Here is a 22,709-nt window from a genome sequence, read left to right as displayed (position 1 = left end):
AATTTTCGGGCCACCTGAAGTCGGAACCCGGAGACGGTTTCGTTCCTTATCCGAACGCGACGCGAATGCCGCGCGAAAAGACAGGAAGGGAAACCGGCGATGGACAAGATCTCCACGAAAAACGACCTGAAGTCGAACACCAAGACGAAGATGATCGACCTGATCAATGCGCGGCTCGCCGAAGCGATCGACCTTGCGCTACTGACCAAGCAGGCGCACTGGAACCTCAAGGGTCCGAATTTCATCGCCATCCACGAAATGCTCGACATGTTCCGCGGCGATCTCGACGGCCATGTGGACACGATCGCCGAACGCGCAGCGCAGCTCGGCGGAACGGCGCTCGGCACGACGCAGGCTGTGGCCAAGGCGACGACTCTGGAAGCATATCCACTCGACATCCACAAGACGAAGGATCATCTCGCCGCGCTGATCGAACGCTACGCCAAAACCGCGAAGGCGGCACGCGAGGCGATCGACGAATCCGACGAGGCGGGCGACGCCGACACCGCCGATATCTTCACGGCCTATTCGCGCACGCTCGACAAGAATTTGTGGTTCCTAGAAAGCCATGTTCAGGAAAAGGACTAAGGGCTCGTTCAGGCGCTGAGCAGCGCAGTTGCGATTTCGGCAGCGGCAAGCGCGGCGATCACCTCGGGGCGCTTGTCTTTCAGCGCCGACCCGCCGATCGGACATACCAGCCGGTCGATGTCTTCATCGCGCCCGTCCGCTTCTTTCAGATACCAGCTTTTGAACGTAGCCCGCTTCGTCTTCGAACCAATCATGCCGATATAGGTGGCATCCGGCCGAGCGAGCGCCGCAGCGACGATCAGGAAGTCGAGCGCGTGATCGTGGGTCAAGACCACGAAAGCGGCCTTGGCAGGTGCCATCTCAACTTCCTGCTCGGGCACAGCGGTCAGCCGCGTTTCGACGCCCTCGGGCATCCCTTCCAAAGCCTCGGCACGCGTTTCGACCACAACCGTTCGCACCGGAAGCAATCGAAGCGAACACGCCAGTGCCAGACCAACATGGCCGCCGCCGAAAATGATCACCGAAGGCCGCATGTCGTCCTCGGCCTCGATCCGCTTCGGGATCGCCGCGCGTAGTTCGGGGTCGAGGAAGGCGATGTCGATCTCCACACGCCCGCCGCAGCACTGGCCGATTTCAGGCCCAAGCGGAATGTCCATGCGCGCCGCGCCTTTTCCTTCGGCAATCAGTTCGCGCGCGCGTTCGATGGCCATGAATTCGAGTTGCCCGCCACCGATCGTGCCGAATGTCGCATCGGGCGAAACCAGCATCCACGTCGCCACATCGCGCGGCGTCGACCCGCGCGCGGCGCAGATTTCCACGACCGCCGCTTCAGGTGCGGTATCCAGAAAACGCGTCAGCGCTTCTGCACGCGAATTCATGTTCTGGCTGCCGTCCTGACCCGCTCGACCGCCATCAATACACGTTCCGGCGTCGCGGGCGCGTCAAGCGCAGGGAAAATCCTGTGGCCGCCGACGCTCGCCACCGCATCGGAAAGCGCATGGAAAACGGACATGCCCAGCATGAAGGGCGGCTCGCCCACCGCCTTTGAGCGATGGATCGTCGGCTCGCCGGCTTCGGCCCAATCGGCAAGTGTCACATTGAAGATTTTCGGCCGGTCGGAGGCGAGCGGAATCTTGTAGGTCGAGGGCGCATGCGTGCGCAGCCGCCCCTTATCGTCCCAGACAAGTTCCTCCGTCGTCAGCCAGCCCATGCCCTGAATGAAGCCGCCTTCGATCTGGCCGAGATCGATGGCGCGGTTCAACGAGCGCCCGGTCTCGTGCAGGATATCTACGCGCTCGACGATATATTCGCCGGTCAGCGTGTCGATGGATACTTCCGCGCAGGCCGCGCCATAGGCGAAATAGTAGAATGGCCGCCCCTCGCCCTTGTCGCGGTCCCAGTGGATCTTCGGCGTCTTGTAGAATCCGGCCGCCGAAAGTTGGACGCGCGCCATATAGGCCTGCTTGACGAGGTCGGCGAAAGGGATTTCCTGATTGCCGAGCCTGACGCGGTTCGGCAGGAAGAGTATCTGGTCCTTCTCCAACCCGTATTTCTCGGCCGCAAAGTCGCACAGCCGATCCTTGATCTGCCGTGCCGCGTTCTGCGCCGCCATACCGTTCAGATCCGACCCCGAGGACGCGGCGGTCGCAGACGTGTTCGGCACCTTGCCAGTCGTCGTCGCGGTGATCTTCACCTGATCGATGTCGATCTGGAATTCCTCGGCGACGACCTGCGCGACCTTGATGTAGAGCCCCTGCCCCATCTCTGTGCCGCCATGGTTCAAATGGACCGAGCCGTCCGTATAGACATGGACCAGCGCGCCGGCCTGATTGAAATGGGTCGCCGTAAACGAGATGCCGAACTTGACCGGCATCAACGCCAGCCCGCGCTTGACGATGCGGCTTTTCGCGTTGAAGGCGGCGATTTCCTCGCGCCGCTTCGCATAATCCGCGCTCGCCTCAAGCTCCGCAACGATGCGGTGGACGATATTGTCGTCGACCGTCTGGTGGTAGGGCGTGACGTTGCGTGTCTCAGTCCCGTAAAAATTCGCCTTGCGCACGTCGAGCGGGTCTTTGCCTAACGCGAAGGCGATCTCGTCGACGATGCGCTCCGCACCCATCATGCCCTGCGGGCCGCCAAAGCCGCGAAAGGCCGTGTTCGACACGGTGTTGGTGAAGAACGGCGCAGAGCGCGCCTTTACCGCCGGATAGAAATAGGAATTGTCGCAATGAAACAGCGCCCGGTCCGTCACCGGGCCGGACAGGTCCGACGAGAACCCGCAACGCGCGCCATAGAGAAAATCGACGCCGACAATGCGTCCGTCATCGCCGAAGCCCACCTCATAGTCGATGACGAAATCGTGCCGTTTGCCCGTGGCAATCATGTCGTCGTCGCGGTCGGGCCGGATCTTCACAGCGCGCTTCAGTTTTTTCGCTGCGATGGCGGCTATGGCCGCGAACTGGTTCGACTGGGTTTCCTTGCCGCCGAAACCGCCGCCCATGCGCCGAATTTCAACCGTCACGGAGTGCGAAGCAACGCCGAGCGCATGGGCAACCATGTGCTGGACCTCGCTCGGATGCTGCGTGGAGGAATGAACGGTCACATCGTCGTCTTCGCTGGGAATGGCGAGCGCGATGTGGCCTTCGAGATAGAAATGATCCTGCCCACCGACGCGCATGCGTCCCTTGATCCGATGCGGCGCGGCGGCGATGGCCTCGGCCGCATCGCCGCGCGTCAGGGTCAAAGGCGGCGTGACAAGCTTGTCCGCTTCGGCGTCGAGGTCGCCGATATCGGTGACGAAACCGCGCTCTTCATAGGTGATCTTCGCCAGCTTGCACGCGCGCCGCGCCACTTCCCGCGTTTCTGCGATCACTGCGAAAATGGGCTGGCCGTGGAACAGCACCTCCTCTTCGGCCAGGATCGGCTCGTCATGACGGCCGGTCGGCGAGATGTCGTTGACGCCCGGCACATCGCTCGCGATCAAAACCGCAACCACGCCCGGCGTATTTTCGACTACCGACAAATCCATGGAAACGATGCGCCCGTTCGCAACCGTCGAAAGGCCAAGGCATCCATGGAGCAGTCCGGCCGGCTCTGGCAAATCGTCGATATAGACGGCTGTTCCCGTCACATGCTTATGCGCGGAATCGTGACGACGGTCGGTTGCGACGCCGCCTTTTATCGTGGCGGCCTGGAGGTCGGGCTGCGCGTGCTTGTTCATCACGCGACCTCATGGCGGGTGATGTGCGCGACTTCGCCTTCGCTTTCGAGGAACACTCGCATCAGAAGGTTCTTCGCCACCATCATGCGATAGCCGCCACTGGCGCGCATGTCGGAGATCGGCTGATAATCGGTCGCGAACGCCGCCATCGCCGCTTCCACGGTTTCGACCGTCCAACGCTTGCCGACGAGCGCCGCTTCAACGGCCGACGCGCGTTTCGGGGTGGCCGCCATGCCGCCATAGGCGATACGCGCCGAGGCGACTTTTCCATCCGCGATGTGCAGATGAAACGCGCCGAGTACGGCGGTGATGTCCTCGTCGCGGCGCTTGGTGACTTTGTGGACGGTGAAAAGCGCACCTTCGTCCGGCACTGGCACATGGATCGCCTCGACGAACTCGCCGGGGGCGCGATCCTGCTTGCCGTAGTCGATGAAGAACTCCTCCAGCGCGATCCGGCGCCGCACCTCACCCTTGCGCAATGCGATCTGTGCCCCGAGCGCGATCAACGGCGGCGGCGTGTCGCCAATAGGCGAGCCGTTGGCGATATTGCCGCCGATCGTACCCATGTTGCGAACCTGGTCGCCGCCGATCCGGTCGAGCAACGGCGCAAGCGCCGGAATGCGCCGGGCAAGCGCCGCAGAGGCGTCGGTATAGCTGACGCCCGCGCCGATCGTGACAACACCCTCCGCCTCACTCACCCGCCGCAATTCGTCCAGTCCGCCGATGAAGACGACAGGCGAGATGTCGCGGAAATGCTTGGTGACCCAAAGCCCGACATCGGTGGAGCCGGCGACGATGCGCGCATTCGGCTCGGCTTCGAAAATCGCCGCCAAGTCATCGACGCTGGCCGGCACGATAAGGCGCTGCTTGTCCGAACCGATCTCAACGCGTGTGCCGTCGCGCATCGCTTTCAGTTTCGCGATGACTTCGGCACGTTCGGCGATGAGTGAATCGCGTCCGCTCTCGCCGTAATGCGAGACCGCGCGCGCGGCGCGCATGATCGCTTCATAGCCGGTGCAGCGGCACAGATTGCCCTGCAGCGCCTTTTCGATGGTGGCGTCGGCAGGGTTCGGCTCGCGCATCCACAGCGCATAAAGCGACATGACAAAGCCCGGCGTGCAGAAGCCGCACTGCGAGCCGTGAAAGTCGACCATGGCCTGCTGCACCGGATGCAGTCCGCCATCCGTACCGCGCAGATGCTCGACCGTGACGACATGGCAGCCGTCGAGGGAGCCGGTAAAGCGGATGCAGGAATTGACGCCTTCGTAGACAAGGCCGTCGCCCGCCAGCCGCCCGACCAGCACCGTGCATGCACCGCAATCGCCTTCCGCGCAGCCTTCCTTCGTGCCCTTCAAAGAGCGGCGAAGACGCAGGAAATCGAGCAACGTTTCGTCCGGCCGCACATCGGTGAGCGTGACCTCGTCACCGTTCAGAAGAAAACGAAGCTCGCGGCGGATTTCAGCCATTCAGCTTCCCCTGTAAGTGGAATAGCCATAGGGCGAGATAAGCAACGGCACATGATAATGGGTGTTTTCGGATATGCCGAAGCGGATCGGAACCTGATCGAGAAAAGCCGGCTCGGGCAGATCATTGCCGCTCGCCCGCAGATAGTCGCCCGCGAAGAAGATCAGCTCGTATTGGCCGGTCGAAAAATCCTTCCCTTCCAGAAGCGGCGTGTCGCAGCGGCCGTCGGCGTTTGTCACGACATCCTTCACCTTACGGTGCGAATTGCCGGACACGCGATAAAGCGCGATCTTCAGCCCCGCTGCCGGCTTGCCGGAAGCCGTATCGAGCACGTGCGTCGTCAAACGTCCTCCGGTTGCAGCCATACTCACCCTCTTGTTCTTGTGATCATTGCCGGTGATCCTAAGGCAAGTCATAAGCCCTCTTCAGGTACGGGGCCACAAAAAGACTTTCAAATTTTTGGCCGGGAATGAAGTCGCCGCAACCGTCCTATCCTGCCTGCTGAATGAGGGGCTAAATGAACGATCCGAAACGCTATGCGCGCAATATGCGCGGCTATGGACCGAACCCGCCCAACGCGGCATGGCCGGGCGGTGCCAATGTCGCCGTCTCATTCGTCGTCAATTACGAGGAAGGCGGCGAGAACAACGTCCTGCATGGCGATGCCGCATCAGAGGCGTTTCTATCGGAAATCGTCGGCGCGGCCCCATGGCCGGCCAAGCGCCACTGGAACATGGAATCGATCTACGAATACGGCTCGCGCGCCGGATTCTGGCGGCTCCACCGCATGTTCACGGCAGCAAACGCGCCGGTCACGGTCTACGGGGTTGCCGCCGCGCTCGCTCGCTCGCCCGATCAGATGCGCGCCATGCAGGAGGCCGGCTGGGAAATCGCCTCGCACGGTCTGAAATGGATCGACTACCGCGACCACGACGAGGCTGACGAGCGCGCAGACCTCGATGAAGCCGTGCGGCTGCACGAAGAGGTAACGGGCGCGCGTCCGACCGGGCTTTATCTGGGGCGAACCTCGGTCAACTCTGTGAAGATCGCCGCCGAGGAAGGCGGCTTCACATGGATTTCGGACACCTACGACGACGATCTGCCCTACTGGCTCGATCATGACGGGCACGGCCATCCGATCCCGCCGCAACTCGTCATCCCCTATACGCTCGACGCCAACGACATGCGCTTCGCCACCGCGCAGGGCTTCAATTCGGGCGATCAGTTCTTCGCCTATCTGAAGGACGCGTTCGACACGCTATATGCAGAAGGCGAAGCCGGGCGGCCTTCCATGATGAGCATCGGGCTTCATTGCCGCCTGATCGGCCGGCCCGGTCGCGCAGCTGCGCTGAAGCGCTTCGTCGACTATGTACAAAGCCACCAGAAGGTCTGGATCGCGCGGCGCATCGACATCGCAAATCACTGGATCGCCACACACCCTTACGAGCCGCATGCGTTGCGCCCCTCGCGCATGGATCGCGAGACCTTCGTGGCGCGTTTCGGGTCGATCTTCGAGCATTCGCCATGGATCGCAGAGCGCGCCTTCGATCTGGAACTCGGCCCGGCACATGACAGCGCGGGCGGATTGCATAATGCGCTGGCACGCATGTTCCGCTCGGCAAGCCCGGCGGAGCGGCTTGGCGTTCTCGTCGCCCATCCGGATCTGGCGGGAAAGCTTGCTCAGGCCAAACGCCTCACCGACGAATCGACGAAGGAGCAGGCATCCGCCGGCCTTGATGCGCTGACCGACGTCGAACGCGCCGCCTTCACCGAACTCAACGACGCCTATACCGAAAAATTCGGTTTTCCCTTCATCGTCGCGGTCAAGGACAACACGAAAGCGTCCATCCTCGACGCGTTCCGCCGGCGCGTCGCCAGCGACCGCGACACCGAATTCGAAACGGCCTGCAAACAGGTCGAGCGCATCGCCCTTCTAAGGCTCAGGGACATTTTACCCGAATGACCGACCGCTCCTATTACGCTCCAAAAGGCGGCCTGCCGCCGCAGACCACGCTTCACACCGGCCGTGCTGTCTTCACCGATGCCTATGCGGTGATCCCCAAGGGCGTCATGAGCGACATCGTGACCAGCCTTTTGCCGTTCTGGGAAAAGACGCGCGCCTGGATCATCGCGCGCCCGATGTCCGGCTTTGCGGAGACCTTCTCGCAATACATCATGGAAGTGCAGCCAGGCGGCGGGTCCGACCAACCGGAACCGGAGGCGGATGCGCAAGGCGTTCTCTTCGTGGTCGAGGGCGAGGTGACTGTGACGCTGGACGGCGCGCACCACACCTTGACGCCCGGCTTCTATGCCTATCTGCCGCCAGCGAGCGGCTGGACGCTGACGAACGAAGGCAACGTGCCCGCGCGGTTTCATTGGGTCCGAAAGGCCTATGAGTTCGTCGAAGGGCTGGACACGCCCGACGCGCTCTTCCTCAACGAAAAAGACATCGACCCGACGCCGATGCCCGACACGAACGGTACGTGGGCAACCACACGCTTCGTCGATCCGGCCGATCTGCGGCACGACATGCACGTCACGGTCGTTACCTTCGAGCCGGGCGGATCGATCCCTTTTGAGGAAACGCATGTGATGGAGCACGGGCTTTACGTGCTTGAAGGCAAGGCGGTCTACAAGCTCAACACGGACTGGGTGGAGGTCGAGGCCGGCGACTTCATGTGGCTGCGCGCCTTTTGCCCACAGGCCTGCTACGCGGGCGGGCCGGGCCGCTTCCGCTATCTGCTCTACAAGGATGTGAACCGCCACGCGAAGTTGGCTTTCCGATGAGCCGCACACTCATCGCATGCCCTCTCACGCGCGAGACTTTTGCCCCGTTCGGCGACGTGCTGGATACGGACTGGCAGAACCATTTCCCGATCAATCGCGGAAAATGCGAGCGCTATCACGATCTGGCGACGGTTGAGGCGGCGGGAACGGATGCGCGTGTCCTGATCTCGATCTTCAAGGGCACCCCCTATCCGTTTCCCTTGACGCTCGATCTCGTCGAGCGTCACCCTTACGGCAGCCAGGCATTCATGCCGCTCGACGACCGGCCGTTTCTGGTCGTTGTCTGCCCGGACGAAAATGGACGGCCGGGTACGCCGCAAGCATTCGTGACGGCACCGCGCCAAGGTGTGAACTACCATCGCAATGTCTGGCACGGCGTTCTGACGCCGATCGGCCGGCCGCAGGATTTCGTCGTCGTCGATCGCGGCGGCGTGGAAGACAACCTCGAAGAGTTCGTCTTCGAAACACCTTGGGACATATATCTGCCAGCCGGCTTCGACCCGGTAGATTGAAAGAAATTTCAGGCACGCGAATGCCTCCCCCAAGTCGAAACGGCTCGCTCGCGAAATATCCTTCATATCTTGCGACAATGATCGCCTGCCACGCAGGCGACACGCTCAGTCAAAGCTTCGCGGTCGGTTCGAAACGACGATCGCTCGATGCCCGGAAGCGTGGCCGCGACTGCCAAATATTAGAAATTCCACGAGAATTTTCCGCGCAAGGTTGATCCTCACGGCTCGCTGGCTATAGTCGCCGCCACGCGAGGGGACATCCATTTACGTCAAGCGATGTCGGAATTGGCCTTGCTGGGTGTCGCTTTTTGGCGTCAATATCCAGCACAACGAGGCCTGCACGAACGGGCCCGCTGCAATGGGTTCGAACAAAACTGATCGAATAAGGAACAGGCAATGTCTAGGGAACTCGAATTTCTGAGCCGGCTGGTCGCTGCACGCAAGCTGAACCGCCGTGACTTCCTCGGCCGCGCATCCGCACTTGGCGCATCGGCCGTCTTTGCAAACTCGCTTTTGACCAAGGCCGTCTACGCGCAGGGCGCGCAAAAAGGCGGGGATCTGCGCCTCGGCCTTCAGGGCGGTGAATCCACCAACTCGCTCGATCCGGCTTTGTGGCTGACACAGGTTTCGCAGAATTTCGGTTCAACCTGGGGCGAACTTCTCGTACTCCAGTCGCCTGAGGACGGCTCGCCGCAGCCCATGCTGGCAGAATCCTGGGAATCCTCGGACGACGCGTCGGAATGGCGCTTCAAGATCCGTAGCGGCATCACCTTCCATGACGGCAAGGACCTGACGCCCGAAGACGTCGCGCAGACCATCCGCCGCCACTCCGACGAAGCGACCGAATCCGCCGCGCTCGGTGTCTTGCGCGGCATCACCGATATTTCGGTCGACGGCGACAACGTCGTCTTCAAGCTCGATGGCGGCAATGCAGACCTGCCGCTGCTTTTGACTGACTACCATCTCGTGATCCAGCCGAATGGCGGCTACGATGATCCGGCTGCAGGCATCGGCACCGGCCCGTATCAGGTTGAGGTCAACGAGCCGGGCATCCGTCACGTCTCGACCAAATATGACGGCTATTGGAACGACGACATCGGCCATGTCGCCTCCATCGAAGTCATCGTGATGAACGATCCGACGGCGCGCATGTCGGCACTGCAATCGGGACAAGTCCATATCGTCAACCGCGTCGAGCCGCGCACGGTCGCACTGCTGGCCCGCGCGCCGGGCGTCGTGATCGAGAGCGTCCCGTCGAAAGGGCACTACATCTTCGCCATGCATTGCAACACCGCGCCGTTCGACAATGCGGATTTGCGCATGGCGCTCAAGCTTGCCGTCGATCGCCAGCAGATGGTCGACCAGATTCTGATGGGACATGCGTCGGTCGGCAACGATTTCCCGATCAACCAGTCCTACGCGCTGTTTCCCGATGGCATGGAGCAACGTGCCTACGATCCCGACGAGGCGCGTCACTATTTCGAGCGTTCCGGTCATTCCGGCCCGATCCTGCTGCGCACCTCGGAAGTCGCCTTTCCCGGCGCGGTCGATGCCGCGCAACTCTTCCAGCAGCAGGCGCAGGCCGCAGGCATCGAAATCCAGGTCCAGCGCGAACCGGGTGACGGCTACTGGTCGGAAGTGTGGAATAAGCAGCCCTTCTGCGCCTCCTATTGGGGCGGCCGTCCGACGCAGGATTCCATGTATTCGACCGCCTATGTCACGGGCGCCGACTGGAACGACACGCGCTTCTTCGACGAAGGCTTCGACACGCTCATCCGCGAGGCCCGCGCCGAACTCGATGACACGAAGCGTGCGGAAATGTACCGCGAGGCGGCAACCAAGGTGCGCGATGATGGCGGCCTGATCCTGCCCATGTTCAACGACTTCATCGACGCGCGCCGCGAGGAAGTCCAAGGCTGGGTGAAGGACCCCAACCACGAGACCTCGAACTTGCGGGCCGCGACCCGCGTCTGGCTCGATCAGGCCTGAGGGGGCCTGCGGTCTTGGGGACACATCCGATCCTGACACTCATCGCCCAGCGCATCGCGCTGGGCGTCCTTCTCCTTCTGGCCGTTTCGGTGCTGATCTTCGTCGGCACGGAAATCCTGCCGGGTGACGTTGCCGCGTCGATCCTCGGTCAGGCGGCGACACCGCAAGCTCTTGAAAATCTGCGCGCACAACTCGGCCTCAACGATCCGGCCTATATCCGCTATTTCCGCTGGCTCGGCGGTGTCCTGACGGGCGATCTCGGCACGGCGCTGTCGAACCGCATGGACATCGCCTCGTCCATCTGGCCGCGTCTGAAGAACACGATGTTTCTGGCCTTCTGGGCTGCTGCCGTTTCCGTACCGCTGGCAATCCTGCTCGGCCTGATCGCCGTTCGCTATCGCAACGGTTTCGTCGACAAGACCATTTCCGGTCTGTCGCTGTCGGCAACCTCGCTGCCCGAATTCTTCATCGGCTATGTTTTGATGTACTTTTTCGCCGTGCGGCTCGGCTGGTTCCCCAGCGTCTCGACCGTATACGACACCATGCCTTTCCTCGACCGGATGCGCGCCATCGCCCTGCCCGCGACGGCGCTGACGCTGGTGGTGCTGGCGCATATGATGCGCATGACGCGCGCCGCGATCCTGAACGTCATGCAGTCGGCCTATATCGAAACGGCCGAACTCAAGGGCCTGACGATGTTCGAGATCATCAGGAAGCATGCCTTCCCGAACGCCATCGCGCCTATCGTCAATGTGGTGATGCTCAATCTTGCCTATCTCGTCGTCGGCGTCGTCGTCATCGAGGTCATCTTCGTCTATCCCGGCATGGGGCAATATCTCGTCGATCACGTCACCCGGCGCGACGTACCCGTGGTGCAGGCTGTCGGCCTGATTTTCGCCGCCGTCTATATCGGCCTCAACCTCGTCGCGGACATCGTGGCGATCCTCGCCAATCCGCGCCTGCGGCACAGGAGGTGAGGCGATGACGATGTTCAAACGCATGCCGATCGGCGCGGCCATCGGCCTGATCATCACCGCGACGCTTCTGTTCGTCGCGATCTTCGCTCCCTGGATCGCGCCCTACCCCGGATCGCGCGTCCTCGGCGGTGTCTGGGAACCGTCCTCGGCGCAATACTGGCTCGGCACGGACAATCTGGGCCGCGACCTTCTCTCGCGTATGATCTACGGCGCACGCATCACGGTGTTCATCGCCGTTTCAGCAACTGCGCTCGCCTTCACGCTCGGCTCGATCCTCGGCTTCATGGCGGCCGTGCTCGGCGGCTGGTTCGACACGCTGATGTCGCGCTTCGTCGATCTCCTGATGTCGATCCCGACGCTGATTTTCGGCCTCGTGGTGCTGTCGGTCCTGCCATCCACCATCCCGACGCTGATCATCGTGATGGGACTGCTCGATTCCACGCGCGTCTATCGCCTGTCGCGTGCCGTCGCGGTCGACATCAACGTCATGGACTATGTGGAGGCCGCCAAGCTGCGCGGCGAAGGCACCCGCTGGATCATCTTCCGGGAAATCCTGCCCAACGCGCTTTCGCCGCTCGTCTCGGAACTCGGCCTGCGATTCATCTACGCGGTGCTGTTCCTGTCCGCTTTGTCCTTCCTCGGCCTCGGCGTCCAACCGCCGGATGCCGACTGGGGCGGCATGGTGCGCGAAAACCGCGAGGGCATCGTCTTCGGGATACCCGCCGCGCTCATCCCGGCAGGCGCGATCGCCGCGCTCGCCATCTCCGTCAATCTCGTCGCCGACTGGCTCTTGAATCGCACCAGCGATCTGAAGGGAGGACGCGGCAATGCCTAAGGAACCCATGCCTGTCACCGACAAGCCGCTGCTCGATATCCGCGATCTGAAGATCGAGGCGACCGTCTATCCACCCGATGAAGCGCCGCGCGACATCACCATCGTCGACGGCGTCTCGCTGACACTGGAAAAAGGCAAGGTGCTTGGGCTGATCGGCGAATCCGGTGCCGGCAAGTCCACCATCGGTCTGTCGCCTATGGCCTATGGGCGCGGCGGCGTCAGAATCACTGGCGGTGAGGTCTGGCTCAACGGCAGAGACATATTGAAGGACGGTGCTCGCAAGAAACGCAAATTGCGCGGCCGCGAGGTCTGTTACGTGGCACAGTCGGCCGCCGCCGCGTTCAACCCGGCCCATCGCCTGATGGATCAAGTGGTGGAAGCGACGCTGAAGCACGGGATCTCGTCCCGCAAGGAAGCCGAACAACGCGCCGTCGAACTCTTTCGAAAGCTCTCCCTTCCCGATCCGGAGAATATCGGCAGACGCTATCCGCATCAGGTCTCGGGCGGCCAGCTTCAGCGTGTCATGACGGCAATGGCGCTGTGTTCGCAGCCCGACCTGATCATCTTCGACGAACCGACGACCGCGCTCGACGTGACGACGCAGATCGACGTGCTCGCTGCGATCAAGGAAGCGATCGCCGCGACGGGCGTTGCAGCGCTTTATATCACGCACGATCTTGCCGTCGTCGCGCAAGTCTCGGATCGCATCATGGTGCTGCGCCACGGCAAGATGGTCGAGGTCGGCGAGACGCGCCAGATCGTCGACGCGCCGCGCGAGACCTATACGCAGCAACTTGTCGCTGCCCATCATGTCGAGCACGCCGAACAGGCACCCACCGGTGCGCCGCTCCTGTCGGTGAAGAACGTCACCGCAGCCTATGGCGGCGGCAACGTTAACGTCCTGAAGGATGTCTCGGTCGATATCCTGCCGGGCCAGACGCTGGCCGTCGTCGGCGAATCCGGCTCCGGCAAGTCGACGCTGGCGCGTGCGATCACAGGCCTGCTTCCCCCAAGGAAGGTTCTATCGCGTTCGACGGGCGCACGCTTTCAAACCGCCTCGCAGATCGCAGCAAGGAAGATCTGCGCGAATTGCAGATGATCTACCAGATGGCGGATGTGGCGATGAATCCGCGGCAGACGGTCGCGACGATCATCGGCCGCCCGCTCGAATTCTATTTCGACATACGCGGCAAGGAACGCGACCGTCAGGTGGCCGAACTCCTCGAAAAGATCGAGATGGGCGGCGGCTTCGCCGACCGCTATCCAGCCGAATTGTCGGGCGGCCAAAAGCAGCGCGTATGCATAGCGCGGGCGCTCGCCGCCAAGCCGAAGCTGATCATCTGCGATGAGGTAACGAGCGCGCTCGACCCGCTGGTCGCCAACGGTATCCTGAAACTGCTTCTGGAATTGCAGAAAGAGGAAAAGGTCTCCTACCTTTTCATCACACACGACATCGCGACCGTGCGCGCCATCGCCGATTCCATCGCCGTCATGTATCGCGGCGAGGTCGTACGTTACGGGCCGAAGTCGAAGGTGCTGTCGCCGCCCTTCGACGACTACACACAGTTGCTCCTGTCCTCGGTTCCCGAGATGGAGGTGGGCTGGCTCGAAAAGGCGATTTCCGGGCGCAAGATGGCGGCGGCCGGGAACTGACCCGGCCGCAATCTTTCAGATATCAGACGCGCTCGATGGCGACCGAAATGCCTTGCCCGACGCCGATGCACATGGTCGCAAGGCCGTAGCGCACGCCACGTTCCTTCAGTTCCAGCGCAGCCGTGCCGGTGATGCGCGCGCCGGACATACCGAGCGGATGGCCAAGCGCGATCGCACCGCCATTCGGATTCACATGCGCCGCATCATCGGCAACACCGAGATCGCGCAGAGTGGCGAGACCTTGAGATGCGAAGGCTTCGTTGAGTTCGATCACGTCGAAATCCGAGATCGACATGCCAAGCCGCTGCAGCAATTTCTTGGTCGAAAGCGCAGGGCCGAAGCCCATGATGCGCGGTGCCAGACCGGCGGCCGCACCGCCGAGAACGCGGGCAATCGGCGTTAGGCCGTATTTCTTCACTGCTGCTTCCGACGCAATGATGAGCGCGGCCGCGCCGTCATTGACGCCCGAAGCGTTGCCGGCTGTCACCGAACCGCCTTCCTTTTTGAAGGGCGTCGGCAGCTTGGAGAGTTTTTCGGCGGTCGTGCCGGCGCGCGGGTGCTCGTCCTTGTCGACGACGATCGGATCGCCCTTGCGCTGCGGGATCGTCACCGCGACGATCTCCTTTGCCAAACGGCCGTTTTCCTGCGCAGCGACGGCCTTGTCCTGGCTGCGTGCGGCGAACGCATCCTGATCGGCGCGGCTGACCTTGAAATCTTCCGCCACGTTTTCCGCCGTCTCCGGCATGGAATCGACGCCGTATTGCTTTTTCATCAGCGGATTGACGAAGCGCCAGCCGATCGTGGTGTCGTAGATTTCTGCATTCCGCGAAAAGGCCGTGTCGGCCTTCGGCATCACGAAGGGTGCGCGGCTCATGGATTCCACGCCGCCGGCAATCATGATCTCCGCCTCGCCCGCCTTGATCGCTCGCGCGGCGTCGATGACGGCATTCATGCCCGAACCGCAAAGCCGGTTGACAGTCGCACCCGGCACCACGTCCGGCAGACCGGCCAGAAGCAACGACATGCGCGCGACGTTGCGGTTGTCCTCGCCCGCCTGGTTGGCGCAGCCATAGATCACGTCGTCAATCGCGGCCCAGTCGAGGCCGGGATTGCGCTCCATGAGCGCCTTCAGCGGCACCGCGCCGAGATCGTCTGCCCTGACGGACGAGAGCGAGCCGCCGAAGCGGCCGATGGGCGTGCGGATATAGTCGCAGATATAAGCGTCAGCCATGTTCAAACCTCCGGTACGATCAGGTCTTCGACGGTGCCTTGCACGGTGAGTTCCGCGCCTGTCACGGCCTGCAAATCTTCCATGCTCATGCCCGGCAGCTTTTCGCGCAGCACGAAGCGCTTGTCGATGATTTCGACGACGGCAAGGCTGGTGTAAACCGTCGTCACGCAGCCGACACCGGTCAGCGGAAGCGAACACTTTTCGACGAGCTTCGGCTTCCCGTCCTTGGTCACGTGATCGGTGATAACGCAAACGCGCTTCGCCCCATGGACGAGGTCCATCGCGCCGCCAACTGCCGGAACCGATTTCGGGCCGGTCGACCAGTTGGCGAGATCGCCCGTCTGCGCGACTTCGTAGGCACCGAGGATCGCGACGTCGAGATGGCCGCCGCGCACCATGGCGAAACTGTCGGCATGGTGGAAAAACGATGCGCCGGGATTGAGCGTCACGGCCTTCTTGCCGGCGTTGATCAGGTCCCAGTCTTCCTCGCCGGCGGGCGGAGCCTCGCCGAAATCGAGGACGCCGTTTTCGGTGTGGTAGATCACCTCGCGGCCCTTCGGCTTGAACTTGGCCACCATCTCCGGAAAACCGATGCCGAGATTGACATAGGCGCCGTCCTGAATGTCCTGCGCGGCACGCCAGGCGATCTGTGCGTTGGTCAGCTTCGCGGTCATGATTTCGCTCCCTCGCGCAGCAACGCTTCTTCCTGCTTCGGCTCCGCGACCTCGACGATCCTGTCGACGAAGATGCCGGGCGTGATGACGTGCTCGGGGTCGATTTCGCCCGGCTTCACCACGCGACTTGCCTGAACGATGGTCGTCGCACACGCCATCGCCATCAGCGGCGAGAAATTGCGCGCGGCCTTGTTGTAGGTCAAATTGCCCTTCTCGTCGGCCATCTCGGCCTTGATGATGGCGACGTCCGCCTTCAGCCAGCGCTCCTGAACGTAGTGCCTGCCGTCGAACTCGCCGACCGGTTTGCCGTCGGCAAGCTGCGTGCCGTAGCTCGTCGGCGTGTAGAAGGCGGGAATGCCCGCGCCGCCCGCGCGGATACGCTCGGCAAGCGTGCCCTGCGGCACGAGTTCGAGCTCGATCTCGCCGGCCAGATAGCGCTCCGTGAACGCTTTCGGATCGGAGGAACGCGGGAACGAACAGACCATCTTGGCGACCATGCCGGCATAGATCATCGCGGCGATGCCCACCGCGCCATTGCCTGCATTGTTGTTGATGACCGTCAGATTCCCCGGCGAACCGGTTTTCTTGTAGCGTTCGATCAGGGCGTCGATCAGTTCGATCGGCGCGCCCGATCCACCGAAACCGCCGATCATGATCGACATTCCGTCTTCGACGGCAGCCACCGCGCTGTTGATATCAGGCTCGATCTTGTTCATCCCGCTCCCTAATCGATAAAAGTTCGCATTGCGAACATAAGTTTTATATGCGATACATTGCTAGATGACGATGCGTGATGAGTCAATCTCAGGAGAGTTCGGCCGAGACCATGTCGGATCGCTTGCGCGCGGACTTTCCGTCATGGAAATCCTCGCCGCGCATCCCGCAGGACTGACGCTGACGGAAACGGCCGAAAAAGCCGGACTGACGCGCGCCGGCGCGCGCCGCTTTCTCCTGACGCTGGTCGCGTCCGGCTACGCCTTGCAAGACGGCCGTATCTTTCGCCTGTCGCCTCGTCTCATCACGCTGGCGCGCACATGGGTATCGGGCTCTTCGCTCTGGGCTTATGCCGAGCCCTTCATGCGCGAGGTGTCAGTGGCGCTGAACGAAAGCTGCTCGGCGGCGGTTCTGGCGGATGAGGACGTCGTCTATGTCGCGCGCATCGCTGGCGCGCGCATCGTCTCTGTCGGGCTTCATGTAGGCACGCGCCTGCCGGCGCTGTGGACGTCGATGGGACGCGTCCTGCTCTCCGATCACTCCCGCACCGATCTCGACCGCTTCCTCACGCGCGCGGCGATGAAAGCCAACACCGAGCACAGCGTCACGGACCGGGACGCGCTTGGAACGCTCGTCGCCGATGCGCGTGAAAAAGGCTATGCGCTCGTCGATCAGGAACTGGAAATCGGGCTGCGGTCGATCGCCGTGCCGGTCCGGGACCGCGACGGAAGCATCGTTGCGGCGATCAACATTTCCACGCAATCCGCCCGAACGTCGGTTTCTCAGTTGAAACGTGAATTCCTGCCGCGCCTGCGCGACGCGGCGGCGTCGATCGAGAATTATTTCGTCGTGCAGTGAAACCGGGCGAAAGCGTCAGGCCGCTTTGTCGGCCTCGCCGATTCCAATCGTATCGCGAATCGTGCGTGCAAGTGTCGTCTGTGCCCGGCGATTGACGGCGCGGTCGATCTCGTCGCCCGCATCCGCACGGGCCAGATCCAGCAGCCGGTCGACGATGGAATCGAGATCGGAAGGCATGGCGCATGCGGTCGTGCCTGCGTCCGTGTGGTTGTCTATCGGCTGCTCGACCATCGCTTCCTCCCTTCATCGAATGCACGAAAGATAATCGCGATCGATGACAGGGCGAAGACAACCGCGCGTCCGAATTGCGACCATTGCGAGACTTTTGTTCCCGCAATCGCCGCACTCGTAAACGCTTCGTTTCGTAACGTTCCTAAACGTATCGGTTGACGATGTTTTCCAGACGTTCCTGACGGCCCGAAACAGGGCGCGGGTCGAGATCGACATCGAGCGCCCATTTCGAAATATCGTCGATATTGTAGGTACCGTCGAGCATCTTCGCCGCGTCAGGATCGGACCAGCCCGCATAGCGCTCTTCAAGCGGAGCCGACAGGGCCTTGTCCTCAATCATCTTCGCCGCTGCCTTGAGCCCGCGCGCGCAGCAATCCATGCCGCCGACATGGGCAGCCAGTAGGTCGATTGGATCGAGCGACTGGCGGCGCAGTTTGGCGTCGAAATTCGTACCGCCATTTGTGAAGCCGCCCGCGCGCAAAACCTCGTAATAGGCCAGCGCCATTTCCGGCACGTTGTTTGGGAACTGGTCCGTGTCCCAGCCTGACTGGTAGTCATTGCGGTTCATGTCGATGGAACCGAAGATGCCGAGCGCTCCGGCCAGCGCCAACTCATGCTCGAAGGAATGGCCGGCAAGGATCGCGTGGCCCTGCTCGATATTGACCTTGACCTCGTTTTCCAGACCGAAATCCTTGAGGAAGCCATAGACCGTCGCGACATCGTAATCGTACTGGTGCTTGGTCGGCTCCTGCGGCTTCGGCTCGATCAGGATTGTGCCGTCGAAACTTATCTTCTTGGCATAGTCGACGACCATGGACAGGAATCGCCCCGCCTGCTGGCGCTCGCGTTTCATGTCGGTGTTGAGCAGCGTCTCATAGCCCTCGCGCCCGCCCCAAAGCACGTAGTTCGCGCCGCCGAGCCGCTTTGTCACGTCGACGCAGCTTTTCACCGTCGCGGCCGCATAGGCGAAGACATCCGGATCGGGGTTCGTCGCCGCACCGGCCATGTAGCGACGGTGGGAGAAAAGGTTCGCCGTGCCCCATAGGAGCCGAACGCCGGTGTCCTCCTGCTTGCGGCCCAAAATATCGGCGATCTCGTCGAGCCGCGAAATGCTTTCCTTGAGGCTCACGCCCTCCGGCCGCACGTCGGCATCGTGGAAGCAGTAGAACGGCACGCCGAGAAGCTGGAACATCTCGAAGGCGGTTTCGGCCTTCTGCTTTGCAAGGTCCATGGTATCGCCGAACCAGGGCCGCTCGAACGTCTGGCCACCGAACGGGTCACCGCCCGGCCACGCGAAGGAATGCCAGTAGGCGACGGCAAAGCGCAGATGGTCCTCCATGCGCTTGCCGAGCACGATCTCGCCGGGATCGTAATAGCGATAGGCGAGTTCCGACCTCGAATCGGGGCCCTCGTAGCGGATCGGCGCGATATCGCCGAAAAAGCCTGTGCTCATGAATCAACCTCCCTGAAGTGCTGGATAAAGCGCGCGGTAGCGGCGATACGCATCCTCATAAGCATCGCGAAGCGCGTTGTCGGGTTGGATGGTTTCGGCGATTTTCGGTGTTGTCAAAACCGTTGCCGGCTCGGCGCCGGTGGCGGCGATCAGGCCGAGGCGGGCAGCGCCGAACGCCGCGCCAAAATCGCCATCTGCCGGGATTTCGACCGGCAGATACAGCGCGGTCGCGATGGATTTGAGCCACAGATGCGAGCGCGAGCCGCCGCCGACCGCCATCACGGCCTGAAGCGTCGTCCCGGCAGCTTTCAGCGCTTCCAGATTGTCGCGCAGGGCAAAGGCGACGCCTTCGAGAACCGCCTGCGTCAACGCCGCGCGGTCGGACTGATGTGCAAGGCCGATGAACGCGCCGCGGATCGCAGCATCGTTGTACGGTGTGCGTTCGCCGGACAGATAAGGCAGGAACGTGACGCCGGTTGGCGCGCGTAGCGTCTCACCAAGGTCATGCGTGAGTTCAGCCGGTTTTTCGCCGGTTATGGCCGCCAGCCAGTTGAGGCAGTCGGTCGCCGAAAGGATCACGCCCATCTGGTGCCATGTAGCGGGCAGCGCGTGGCAAAAGGCGTGAACGGCGCTTTCCGGGTTGGGAAGATAGCGATCGTTGGCTGCAAAAAGCACGCCGGACGTTCCAAGCGAAACGAACGCCTGCCCGGCATGCGCAACGCCGAGACCGCATGCAGACGCCGCATTGTCTCCCGCCCCGCCCGCAACGACGACGCGCCCGGAAATGCCCCATTTCGACGCCAGTTCGGCGCGCAGACTACCGCCCGCTTCCGTACCTTCGACGAGCGACGGCATGTGTTCTTCCGAAAGATCGGTGGCGGCGAGAAGCTCGGGCGACCAGCGCCGTCCGGCGACATCGAGCCATGATGTGCCCGCCGAATCCGACATTTCCGATATCGCCTCGCCGGTCAGCCACAGGCGAAGATAGTCCTTCGGCAAAAGTACCTTCGCGATATTCGCGAAAATGTCCGGCTCGTTCGCCTTGACCCAGGCGAGTTTCGGCGCGGTGAAGCCGGGAAAGACGATGTTGCCGGTGATCTTGCGAAAACGCGGATCGGCGTCGAGCGCGGCAGCTTCGGCATGGCTGCGCGTGTCGTTCCACAAGATGCAGGGCCGCAGCGGCTTGCCAGCCGCATCGATAAGCGTCGCCCCGTGCATCTGTCCCGAAAGGCCGATGCCGCGCACGGCAGCCAGTTCCGCCGGGTGCGCGCGCCACAACTCGCCGATCGCCGTTTGCGCCGCCGCGATCCAGCCGGCGGGGTCCTGTTCGGACCAACCCGGATGCGGCCGCGACACGGAAAGCTCAGCGGTCGACGACGCGACGACGCGCTGATCGGCGTCGATCAGAATCGCTTTCAGCCCGGATGTGCCGAGATCGAGCCCGAGAAACATGGTGCAACTCCTCCTGAACGCACTCTTAGCAGATCGAACCCCGTCGCCGAGTCCGATTTTTTCGAACCTCGCAATAATTCCTCTTTCGCCACCGGTCACGATGACGGGCCGGCAGGTAACATCTCGTCAACCACGTATGGAGGATCATGCGGACAACGCCGAGCGATTCGCTTCGGCAGGCTTGCAAATGCGTAACCGGGGGATGGGTAGCGTGGGTTTGAATGACGAAAGCGTGGCGCGTGGCGCAATCAGTCTGTTTCCGATGGAGCGTCGGCAGGGACGTATCGAAAACGTCGCGGATGCTCTCTTGAAGGCGAGTTCGGATCGCGTGGCGGATCGGTATGCCGGCGTCGTCGCCGGCTCCATGTTCGCCGAACTGGAGCTTCTCGGCCTTCCCGAACTTGCGCAGGACGAAGCTGTCGGTGCCTTCTTCAACGAGGTCGAGCAGGTGCTTGCCTCGCGGCGCGAAGAAGAGCCGTGGATGGCGGAAATCATCTCGCTTCGATAGGATCAACTCCGCCTGACCGTGGAGGACCACCCAAATGAAGTTCGCCAAAGCCGTCGCGCTCGCAGCAACGCTGTTGGCTTGTGTCTCGCCTGCATTCGCCGTCGATGACCGTGCGCCGGAGCCGACGCAGACCTATCGGGTCATCGGCGTGGAGGCGAACGATGTCCTGAATGCGCGCGAGCAGCCCGATGCCGCGGCAAGGATCGTCGCCACCTTGCCCTTCGATGCCGATGGCCTCATCGTCGCCGGCACACGCATGGAGATGGGCGGTTCCGTGTGGTGGCAGGTGGTGACGGATGACGGCCTCGGCTGGGTCAACGCCCGCCATCTCGCCAGCAATGAAGAACCGCTTTGGGAGGGCGAACCGCACCCCTTGCGCTGCAGCGGCACGGAGCCGTTCTGGACGCTGTCGCTCGGCGGCGAAGAAGCCACGTTCCAGACACCAGCCGAAGAAGACGTGACCTGGGCCACAGGACCGATCACGTCGGCCATTGGCCTTGTCGGTCGCTATGCCGCAAGGCTGGAGCACGAGGGCGAGGTCGGTCACGTCGCCGCGTGGCGGAACGTCAATTACTGCTCGGACGGGATGAGCGACATCGGCTTTCCCTATGAAGCCATGGTGATCGCGCCGGACGGGTCGGTCTATGGCGGCTGTTGCCTCAGGAGCGGCAGGTAGTTCCGGTCAGCCTGCCCGCGCCTTTTCGATCGCGGCAACATCGATCTTCTGCATCTTCATCATGGCATTGAAGGCGCGCTTGGCCTCGTCGCCGCCGATTGCCATCGCCTCGGTCAGAACGCGCGGCGTGATCTGCCAGGAAATGCCCCATTTGTCCTTGCACCAGCCACACTCGCTTTCCTTCCCGCCATTGCCGACGATGGCATTCCAGTAGCGATCGGTCTCCTCCTGATCGTCCGTTGCGATCTGGAAGGAAAAGGCCTCGCTATGCTTGAAGACCGGTCCGCCATTGAGGCCGATGCAGGGAATGCCCGCGACGGTGAAATCGACTGTCAGAACGTCGCCCTCCTTGCCGGACGGGTAGTCGCCGGGCGCGCGGTGGACGGCATGAACGGCGCTGTCGGGAAAGGTCGCAGCGTAAAATCGCGCCGCTTCCTCGGCATCCTTGTCGTACCATACGCAGATCGTGTTCTTCGCGATTTTCATTGCCAGTTCCTCCCTTTCAGCCCGCATTCGGCATCTGGTTGATATGGAGAATGTTGCCGTCCGGGTCCTTGAACCAGGCGAGCTTCATTTCATCGGCATGATGGATTCCGTCGCGAAATTCACCGATGTCGGGATAATGCTCGAAGGTGACACCCTTCGAGGCGAGGTCGGCGGCGATCGCGTCGATTTCTCCGCCGACGTCCCAGACCACGGCGTTGGCGCGGTTCGAACCGGCGGTGTCGGAACGATAGACGACGAGATGCGTGTCGCCAGTGCGAAACACCATCACGCCCTCCATGCCGTCATCGATGAGTTCGAGTCCGAGCATATCCGCATAAAAGCGTTTCGCACGCGCAATGTCGGATACGGCGACGATCGCGGAAGAATTCCGGTCCTTGAGCATGACTTCCTCCCGTTCAGCCACCCCGACCATAAGTCGACATCAATATCGTGATGATTTC

22 protein-coding genes and 1 pseudogene are annotated in these 22,709 nt (G+C 62.2%); 11 read left to right on the top strand and 12 right to left on the bottom strand.

What is annotated here, in order from left to right:
- Window positions 1-99: 99 nt before the first annotated feature.
- Entirely contained in the window at window positions 100-588 is a 489-nt protein-coding gene (gene dps, locus ACX82Z_RS00595) for a DNA starvation/stationary phase protection protein Dps (protein WP_459586217.1), read from the top strand.
- Window positions 589-596: 8 nt separating this feature from the next.
- Here the strand turns inward: dps and xdhC are convergent, their stop codons facing one another.
- Genes xdhC through uraH form a run of 4 tightly spaced genes read right to left on the bottom strand, consistent with a single transcriptional unit; the run spans window position 597 to window position 5,577 of the window.
- Window positions 597-1,406, bottom strand: a complete 810-nt coding sequence (xdhC, locus tag ACX82Z_RS00590) for a xanthine dehydrogenase accessory protein XdhC (protein WP_459586216.1) — start codon at window positions 1,404-1,406, stop codon at window positions 597-599.
- Complete coding sequence (gene xdhB, locus ACX82Z_RS00585; protein ID WP_459586215.1) at window positions 1,403-3,748, bottom strand: xanthine dehydrogenase molybdopterin binding subunit; 2,346 nt, start codon at window positions 3,746-3,748, stop codon at window positions 1,403-1,405. Before xdhB ends, xdhC begins: the two co-directional genes overlap by 4 nt.
- A complete protein-coding gene (gene xdhA, locus ACX82Z_RS00580) occupies window positions 3,748-5,214 on the bottom strand; it encodes a xanthine dehydrogenase small subunit (RefSeq protein WP_459586214.1) in 1,467 nt (488 codons plus the stop codon). The genes xdhB and xdhA overlap by 1 nt, the downstream gene beginning before the upstream one ends.
- The gene (gene uraH / locus ACX82Z_RS00575; protein ID WP_459586213.1) at window positions 5,215-5,577 is read right to left on the bottom strand and encodes a hydroxyisourate hydrolase; all 363 of its coding nucleotides are present in this window, start codon (window positions 5,575-5,577) and stop codon (window positions 5,215-5,217) included.
- 152 nt (window positions 5,578-5,729) lie between these two features.
- Here uraH and puuE point away from each other — a divergent pair, with 152 nt between their 5' ends.
- From puuE to ACX82Z_RS00540, 7 genes and pseudogenes are all read left to right on the top strand, one after another.
- Window positions 5,730-7,175, top strand: a complete 1,446-nt coding sequence (gene puuE / locus ACX82Z_RS00570) for an allantoinase PuuE (protein WP_459586212.1) — start codon at window positions 5,730-5,732, stop codon at window positions 7,173-7,175.
- The gene (locus ACX82Z_RS00565) at window positions 7,172-7,999 is read left to right on the top strand and encodes a bifunctional allantoicase/(S)-ureidoglycine aminohydrolase (protein ID WP_459586211.1); all 828 of its coding nucleotides are present in this window, start codon (window positions 7,172-7,174) and stop codon (window positions 7,997-7,999) included. The genes puuE and ACX82Z_RS00565 overlap by 4 nt, the downstream gene beginning before the upstream one ends.
- The gene (locus tag ACX82Z_RS00560; protein WP_459586210.1) at window positions 7,996-8,511 is read left to right on the top strand and encodes an ureidoglycolate lyase; all 516 of its coding nucleotides are present in this window, start codon (window positions 7,996-7,998) and stop codon (window positions 8,509-8,511) included. Before ACX82Z_RS00565 ends, ACX82Z_RS00560 begins: the two co-directional genes overlap by 4 nt.
- Before the next feature lie 396 nt (window positions 8,512-8,907).
- Entirely contained in the window at window positions 8,908-10,500 is a 1,593-nt protein-coding gene (locus ACX82Z_RS00555; RefSeq protein WP_459586209.1) for an ABC transporter substrate-binding protein, read from the top strand.
- Between the two features lie 14 nt (window positions 10,501-10,514).
- On the top strand, window positions 10,515-11,477 hold the full coding sequence (locus ACX82Z_RS00550) for an ABC transporter permease (RefSeq protein WP_459586208.1): 963 nt from the start codon (window positions 10,515-10,517) through the stop codon (window positions 11,475-11,477).
- Between the two features lie 4 nt (window positions 11,478-11,481).
- Window positions 11,482-12,312 carry an ABC transporter permease gene (locus ACX82Z_RS00545; protein WP_459586207.1) on the top strand — a complete coding sequence of 277 codons (831 nt, stop codon included), beginning with the start codon at window positions 11,482-11,484 and terminating at the stop codon, window positions 12,310-12,312.
- Window positions 12,305-13,965, top strand: a pseudogene (locus ACX82Z_RS00540) (ABC transporter ATP-binding protein). The gene ACX82Z_RS00545 and the pseudogene ACX82Z_RS00540 overlap by 8 nt, the downstream one beginning before the upstream one ends.
- A 22-nt stretch (window positions 13,966-13,987) precedes the next feature.
- Here the strand turns inward: ACX82Z_RS00540 and pcaF are convergent.
- Genes pcaF through ACX82Z_RS00525 form a run of 3 tightly spaced genes read right to left on the bottom strand, consistent with a single transcriptional unit; the run spans window position 13,988 to window position 16,586 of the window.
- The gene (gene pcaF / locus ACX82Z_RS00535; RefSeq protein ID WP_459586206.1) at window positions 13,988-15,196 is read right to left on the bottom strand and encodes a 3-oxoadipyl-CoA thiolase; all 1,209 of its coding nucleotides are present in this window, start codon (window positions 15,194-15,196) and stop codon (window positions 13,988-13,990) included.
- Between the two features lie 2 nt (window positions 15,197-15,198).
- Window positions 15,199-15,870, bottom strand: coding sequence for a 3-oxoacid CoA-transferase subunit B (locus ACX82Z_RS00530; RefSeq protein WP_459586205.1), 672 nt, complete (start codon window positions 15,868-15,870; stop codon window positions 15,199-15,201).
- Window positions 15,867-16,586 carry a 3-oxoacid CoA-transferase subunit A gene (locus ACX82Z_RS00525; protein ID WP_459586204.1) on the bottom strand — a complete coding sequence of 240 codons (720 nt, stop codon included), beginning with the start codon at window positions 16,584-16,586 and terminating at the stop codon, window positions 15,867-15,869. Before ACX82Z_RS00525 ends, ACX82Z_RS00530 begins: the two co-directional genes overlap by 4 nt.
- 70 nt (window positions 16,587-16,656) lie before the next feature.
- On the opposite strand from ACX82Z_RS00525, the gene ACX82Z_RS00520 reads away from it, so the two are divergent.
- A complete protein-coding gene (locus ACX82Z_RS00520; protein ID WP_459591201.1) occupies window positions 16,657-17,442 on the top strand; it encodes an IclR family transcriptional regulator domain-containing protein in 786 nt (261 codons plus the stop codon).
- A gap of 15 nt (window positions 17,443-17,457) precedes the next feature.
- On the opposite strand, the gene ACX82Z_RS00515 is transcribed toward ACX82Z_RS00520, so the two are convergent.
- The 3 genes from ACX82Z_RS00515 to xylB all read right to left on the bottom strand — a co-directional run bounded on the left by ACX82Z_RS00515 (window position 17,458) and on the right by xylB (window position 20,578).
- On the bottom strand, window positions 17,458-17,673 hold the full coding sequence (locus ACX82Z_RS00515; protein ID WP_459586203.1) for a hypothetical protein: 216 nt from the start codon (window positions 17,671-17,673) through the stop codon (window positions 17,458-17,460).
- Window positions 17,674-17,815: 142 nt separating this feature from the next.
- Window positions 17,816-19,126, bottom strand: coding sequence for a xylose isomerase (gene xylA / locus ACX82Z_RS00510; protein WP_459586202.1), 1,311 nt, complete (start codon window positions 19,124-19,126; stop codon window positions 17,816-17,818).
- A 3-nt stretch (window positions 19,127-19,129) separates the two neighbouring features.
- Window positions 19,130-20,578 (bottom strand): xylulokinase, encoded by a 1,449-nt coding sequence (gene xylB, locus ACX82Z_RS00505; protein ID WP_459586201.1) that lies wholly within the window; start codon window positions 20,576-20,578, stop codon window positions 19,130-19,132.
- Between the two features lie 211 nt (window positions 20,579-20,789).
- On the opposite strand from xylB, the gene ACX82Z_RS00500 reads away from it, so the two are divergent.
- A complete protein-coding gene (locus tag ACX82Z_RS00500) occupies window positions 20,790-21,086 on the top strand; it encodes a DUF6074 family protein (RefSeq protein WP_459586200.1) in 297 nt (98 codons plus the stop codon).
- 34 nt (window positions 21,087-21,120) lie between these two features.
- Window positions 21,121-21,762, top strand: a complete 642-nt coding sequence (locus ACX82Z_RS00495) for a hypothetical protein (RefSeq protein WP_459586199.1) — start codon at window positions 21,121-21,123, stop codon at window positions 21,760-21,762.
- 6 nt (window positions 21,763-21,768) lie between these two features.
- Here ACX82Z_RS00495 and ACX82Z_RS00490 read toward each other — a convergent pair whose 3' ends face one another.
- Together ACX82Z_RS00490 and ACX82Z_RS00485 are read right to left on the bottom strand one after the other, a co-directional pair.
- Complete coding sequence (locus tag ACX82Z_RS00490; protein WP_459591200.1) at window positions 21,769-22,242, bottom strand: VOC family protein; 474 nt, start codon at window positions 22,240-22,242, stop codon at window positions 21,769-21,771.
- Window positions 22,243-22,264: 22 nt separating this feature from the next.
- Window positions 22,265-22,651 (bottom strand): VOC family protein, encoded by a 387-nt coding sequence (locus ACX82Z_RS00485; protein ID WP_459586198.1) that lies wholly within the window; start codon window positions 22,649-22,651, stop codon window positions 22,265-22,267.
- Window positions 22,652-22,709: the final 58 nt, after the last annotated feature.

This window comes from Aliihoeflea sp. PC F10.4, assembly GCF_054612275.1.
This window is presented reverse-complemented; position numbering and strand designations above follow the sequence as displayed.

Excerpts from the sequence above, each read along its gene's own strand:
- ACX82Z_RS00485 (WP_459586198.1), bottom strand. The coding sequence starts at position 22,651 with ATGCTCAAGGACCGGAATTCTTCCGCGATCGTCGCCGTATCCGACATT.
- ACX82Z_RS00555 (WP_459586209.1), top strand. The coding sequence starts at position 8,908 with ATGTCTAGGGAACTCGAATTTCTGAGCCGGCTGGTCGCTGCACGCAAG.
- ACX82Z_RS00520 (WP_459591201.1), top strand. The coding sequence starts at position 16,657 with ATGCGTGATGAGTCAATCTCAGGAGAGTTCGGCCGAGACCATGTCGGA.
- xdhC (WP_459586216.1), bottom strand. The coding sequence starts at position 1,406 with ATGAATTCGCGTGCAGAAGCGCTGACGCGTTTTCTGGATACCGCACCT.
- xylB (WP_459586201.1), bottom strand. The coding sequence starts at position 20,578 with ATGTTTCTCGGGCTCGATCTCGGCACATCCGGGCTGAAAGCGATTCTG.
- ACX82Z_RS00530 (WP_459586205.1), bottom strand. The coding sequence starts at position 15,870 with ATGACCGCGAAGCTGACCAACGCACAGATCGCCTGGCGTGCCGCGCAG.
- pcaF (WP_459586206.1), bottom strand. The coding sequence starts at position 15,196 with ATGGCTGACGCTTATATCTGCGACTATATCCGCACGCCCATCGGCCGC.
- ACX82Z_RS00560 (WP_459586210.1), top strand. The coding sequence starts at position 7,996 with ATGAGCCGCACACTCATCGCATGCCCTCTCACGCGCGAGACTTTTGCC.
- ACX82Z_RS00525 (WP_459586204.1), bottom strand. The coding sequence starts at position 16,586 with ATGAACAAGATCGAGCCTGATATCAACAGCGCGGTGGCTGCCGTCGAA.
- dps (WP_459586217.1), top strand. The coding sequence starts at position 100 with ATGGACAAGATCTCCACGAAAAACGACCTGAAGTCGAACACCAAGACG.
- ACX82Z_RS00565 (WP_459586211.1), top strand. The coding sequence starts at position 7,172 with ATGACCGACCGCTCCTATTACGCTCCAAAAGGCGGCCTGCCGCCGCAG.
- puuE (WP_459586212.1), top strand. The coding sequence starts at position 5,730 with ATGAACGATCCGAAACGCTATGCGCGCAATATGCGCGGCTATGGACCG.
- uraH (WP_459586213.1), bottom strand. The coding sequence starts at position 5,577 with ATGGCTGCAACCGGAGGACGTTTGACGACGCACGTGCTCGATACGGCT.
- ACX82Z_RS00495 (WP_459586199.1), top strand. The coding sequence starts at position 21,121 with ATGAAGTTCGCCAAAGCCGTCGCGCTCGCAGCAACGCTGTTGGCTTGT.
- xylA (WP_459586202.1), bottom strand. The coding sequence starts at position 19,126 with ATGAGCACAGGCTTTTTCGGCGATATCGCGCCGATCCGCTACGAGGGC.
- ACX82Z_RS00545 (WP_459586207.1), top strand. The coding sequence starts at position 11,482 with ATGACGATGTTCAAACGCATGCCGATCGGCGCGGCCATCGGCCTGATC.
- xdhB (WP_459586215.1), bottom strand. The coding sequence starts at position 3,748 with ATGAACAAGCACGCGCAGCCCGACCTCCAGGCCGCCACGATAAAAGGC.
- ACX82Z_RS00515 (WP_459586203.1), bottom strand. The coding sequence starts at position 17,673 with ATGGTCGAGCAGCCGATAGACAACCACACGGACGCAGGCACGACCGCA.
- xdhA (WP_459586214.1), bottom strand. The coding sequence starts at position 5,214 with ATGGCTGAAATCCGCCGCGAGCTTCGTTTTCTTCTGAACGGTGACGAG.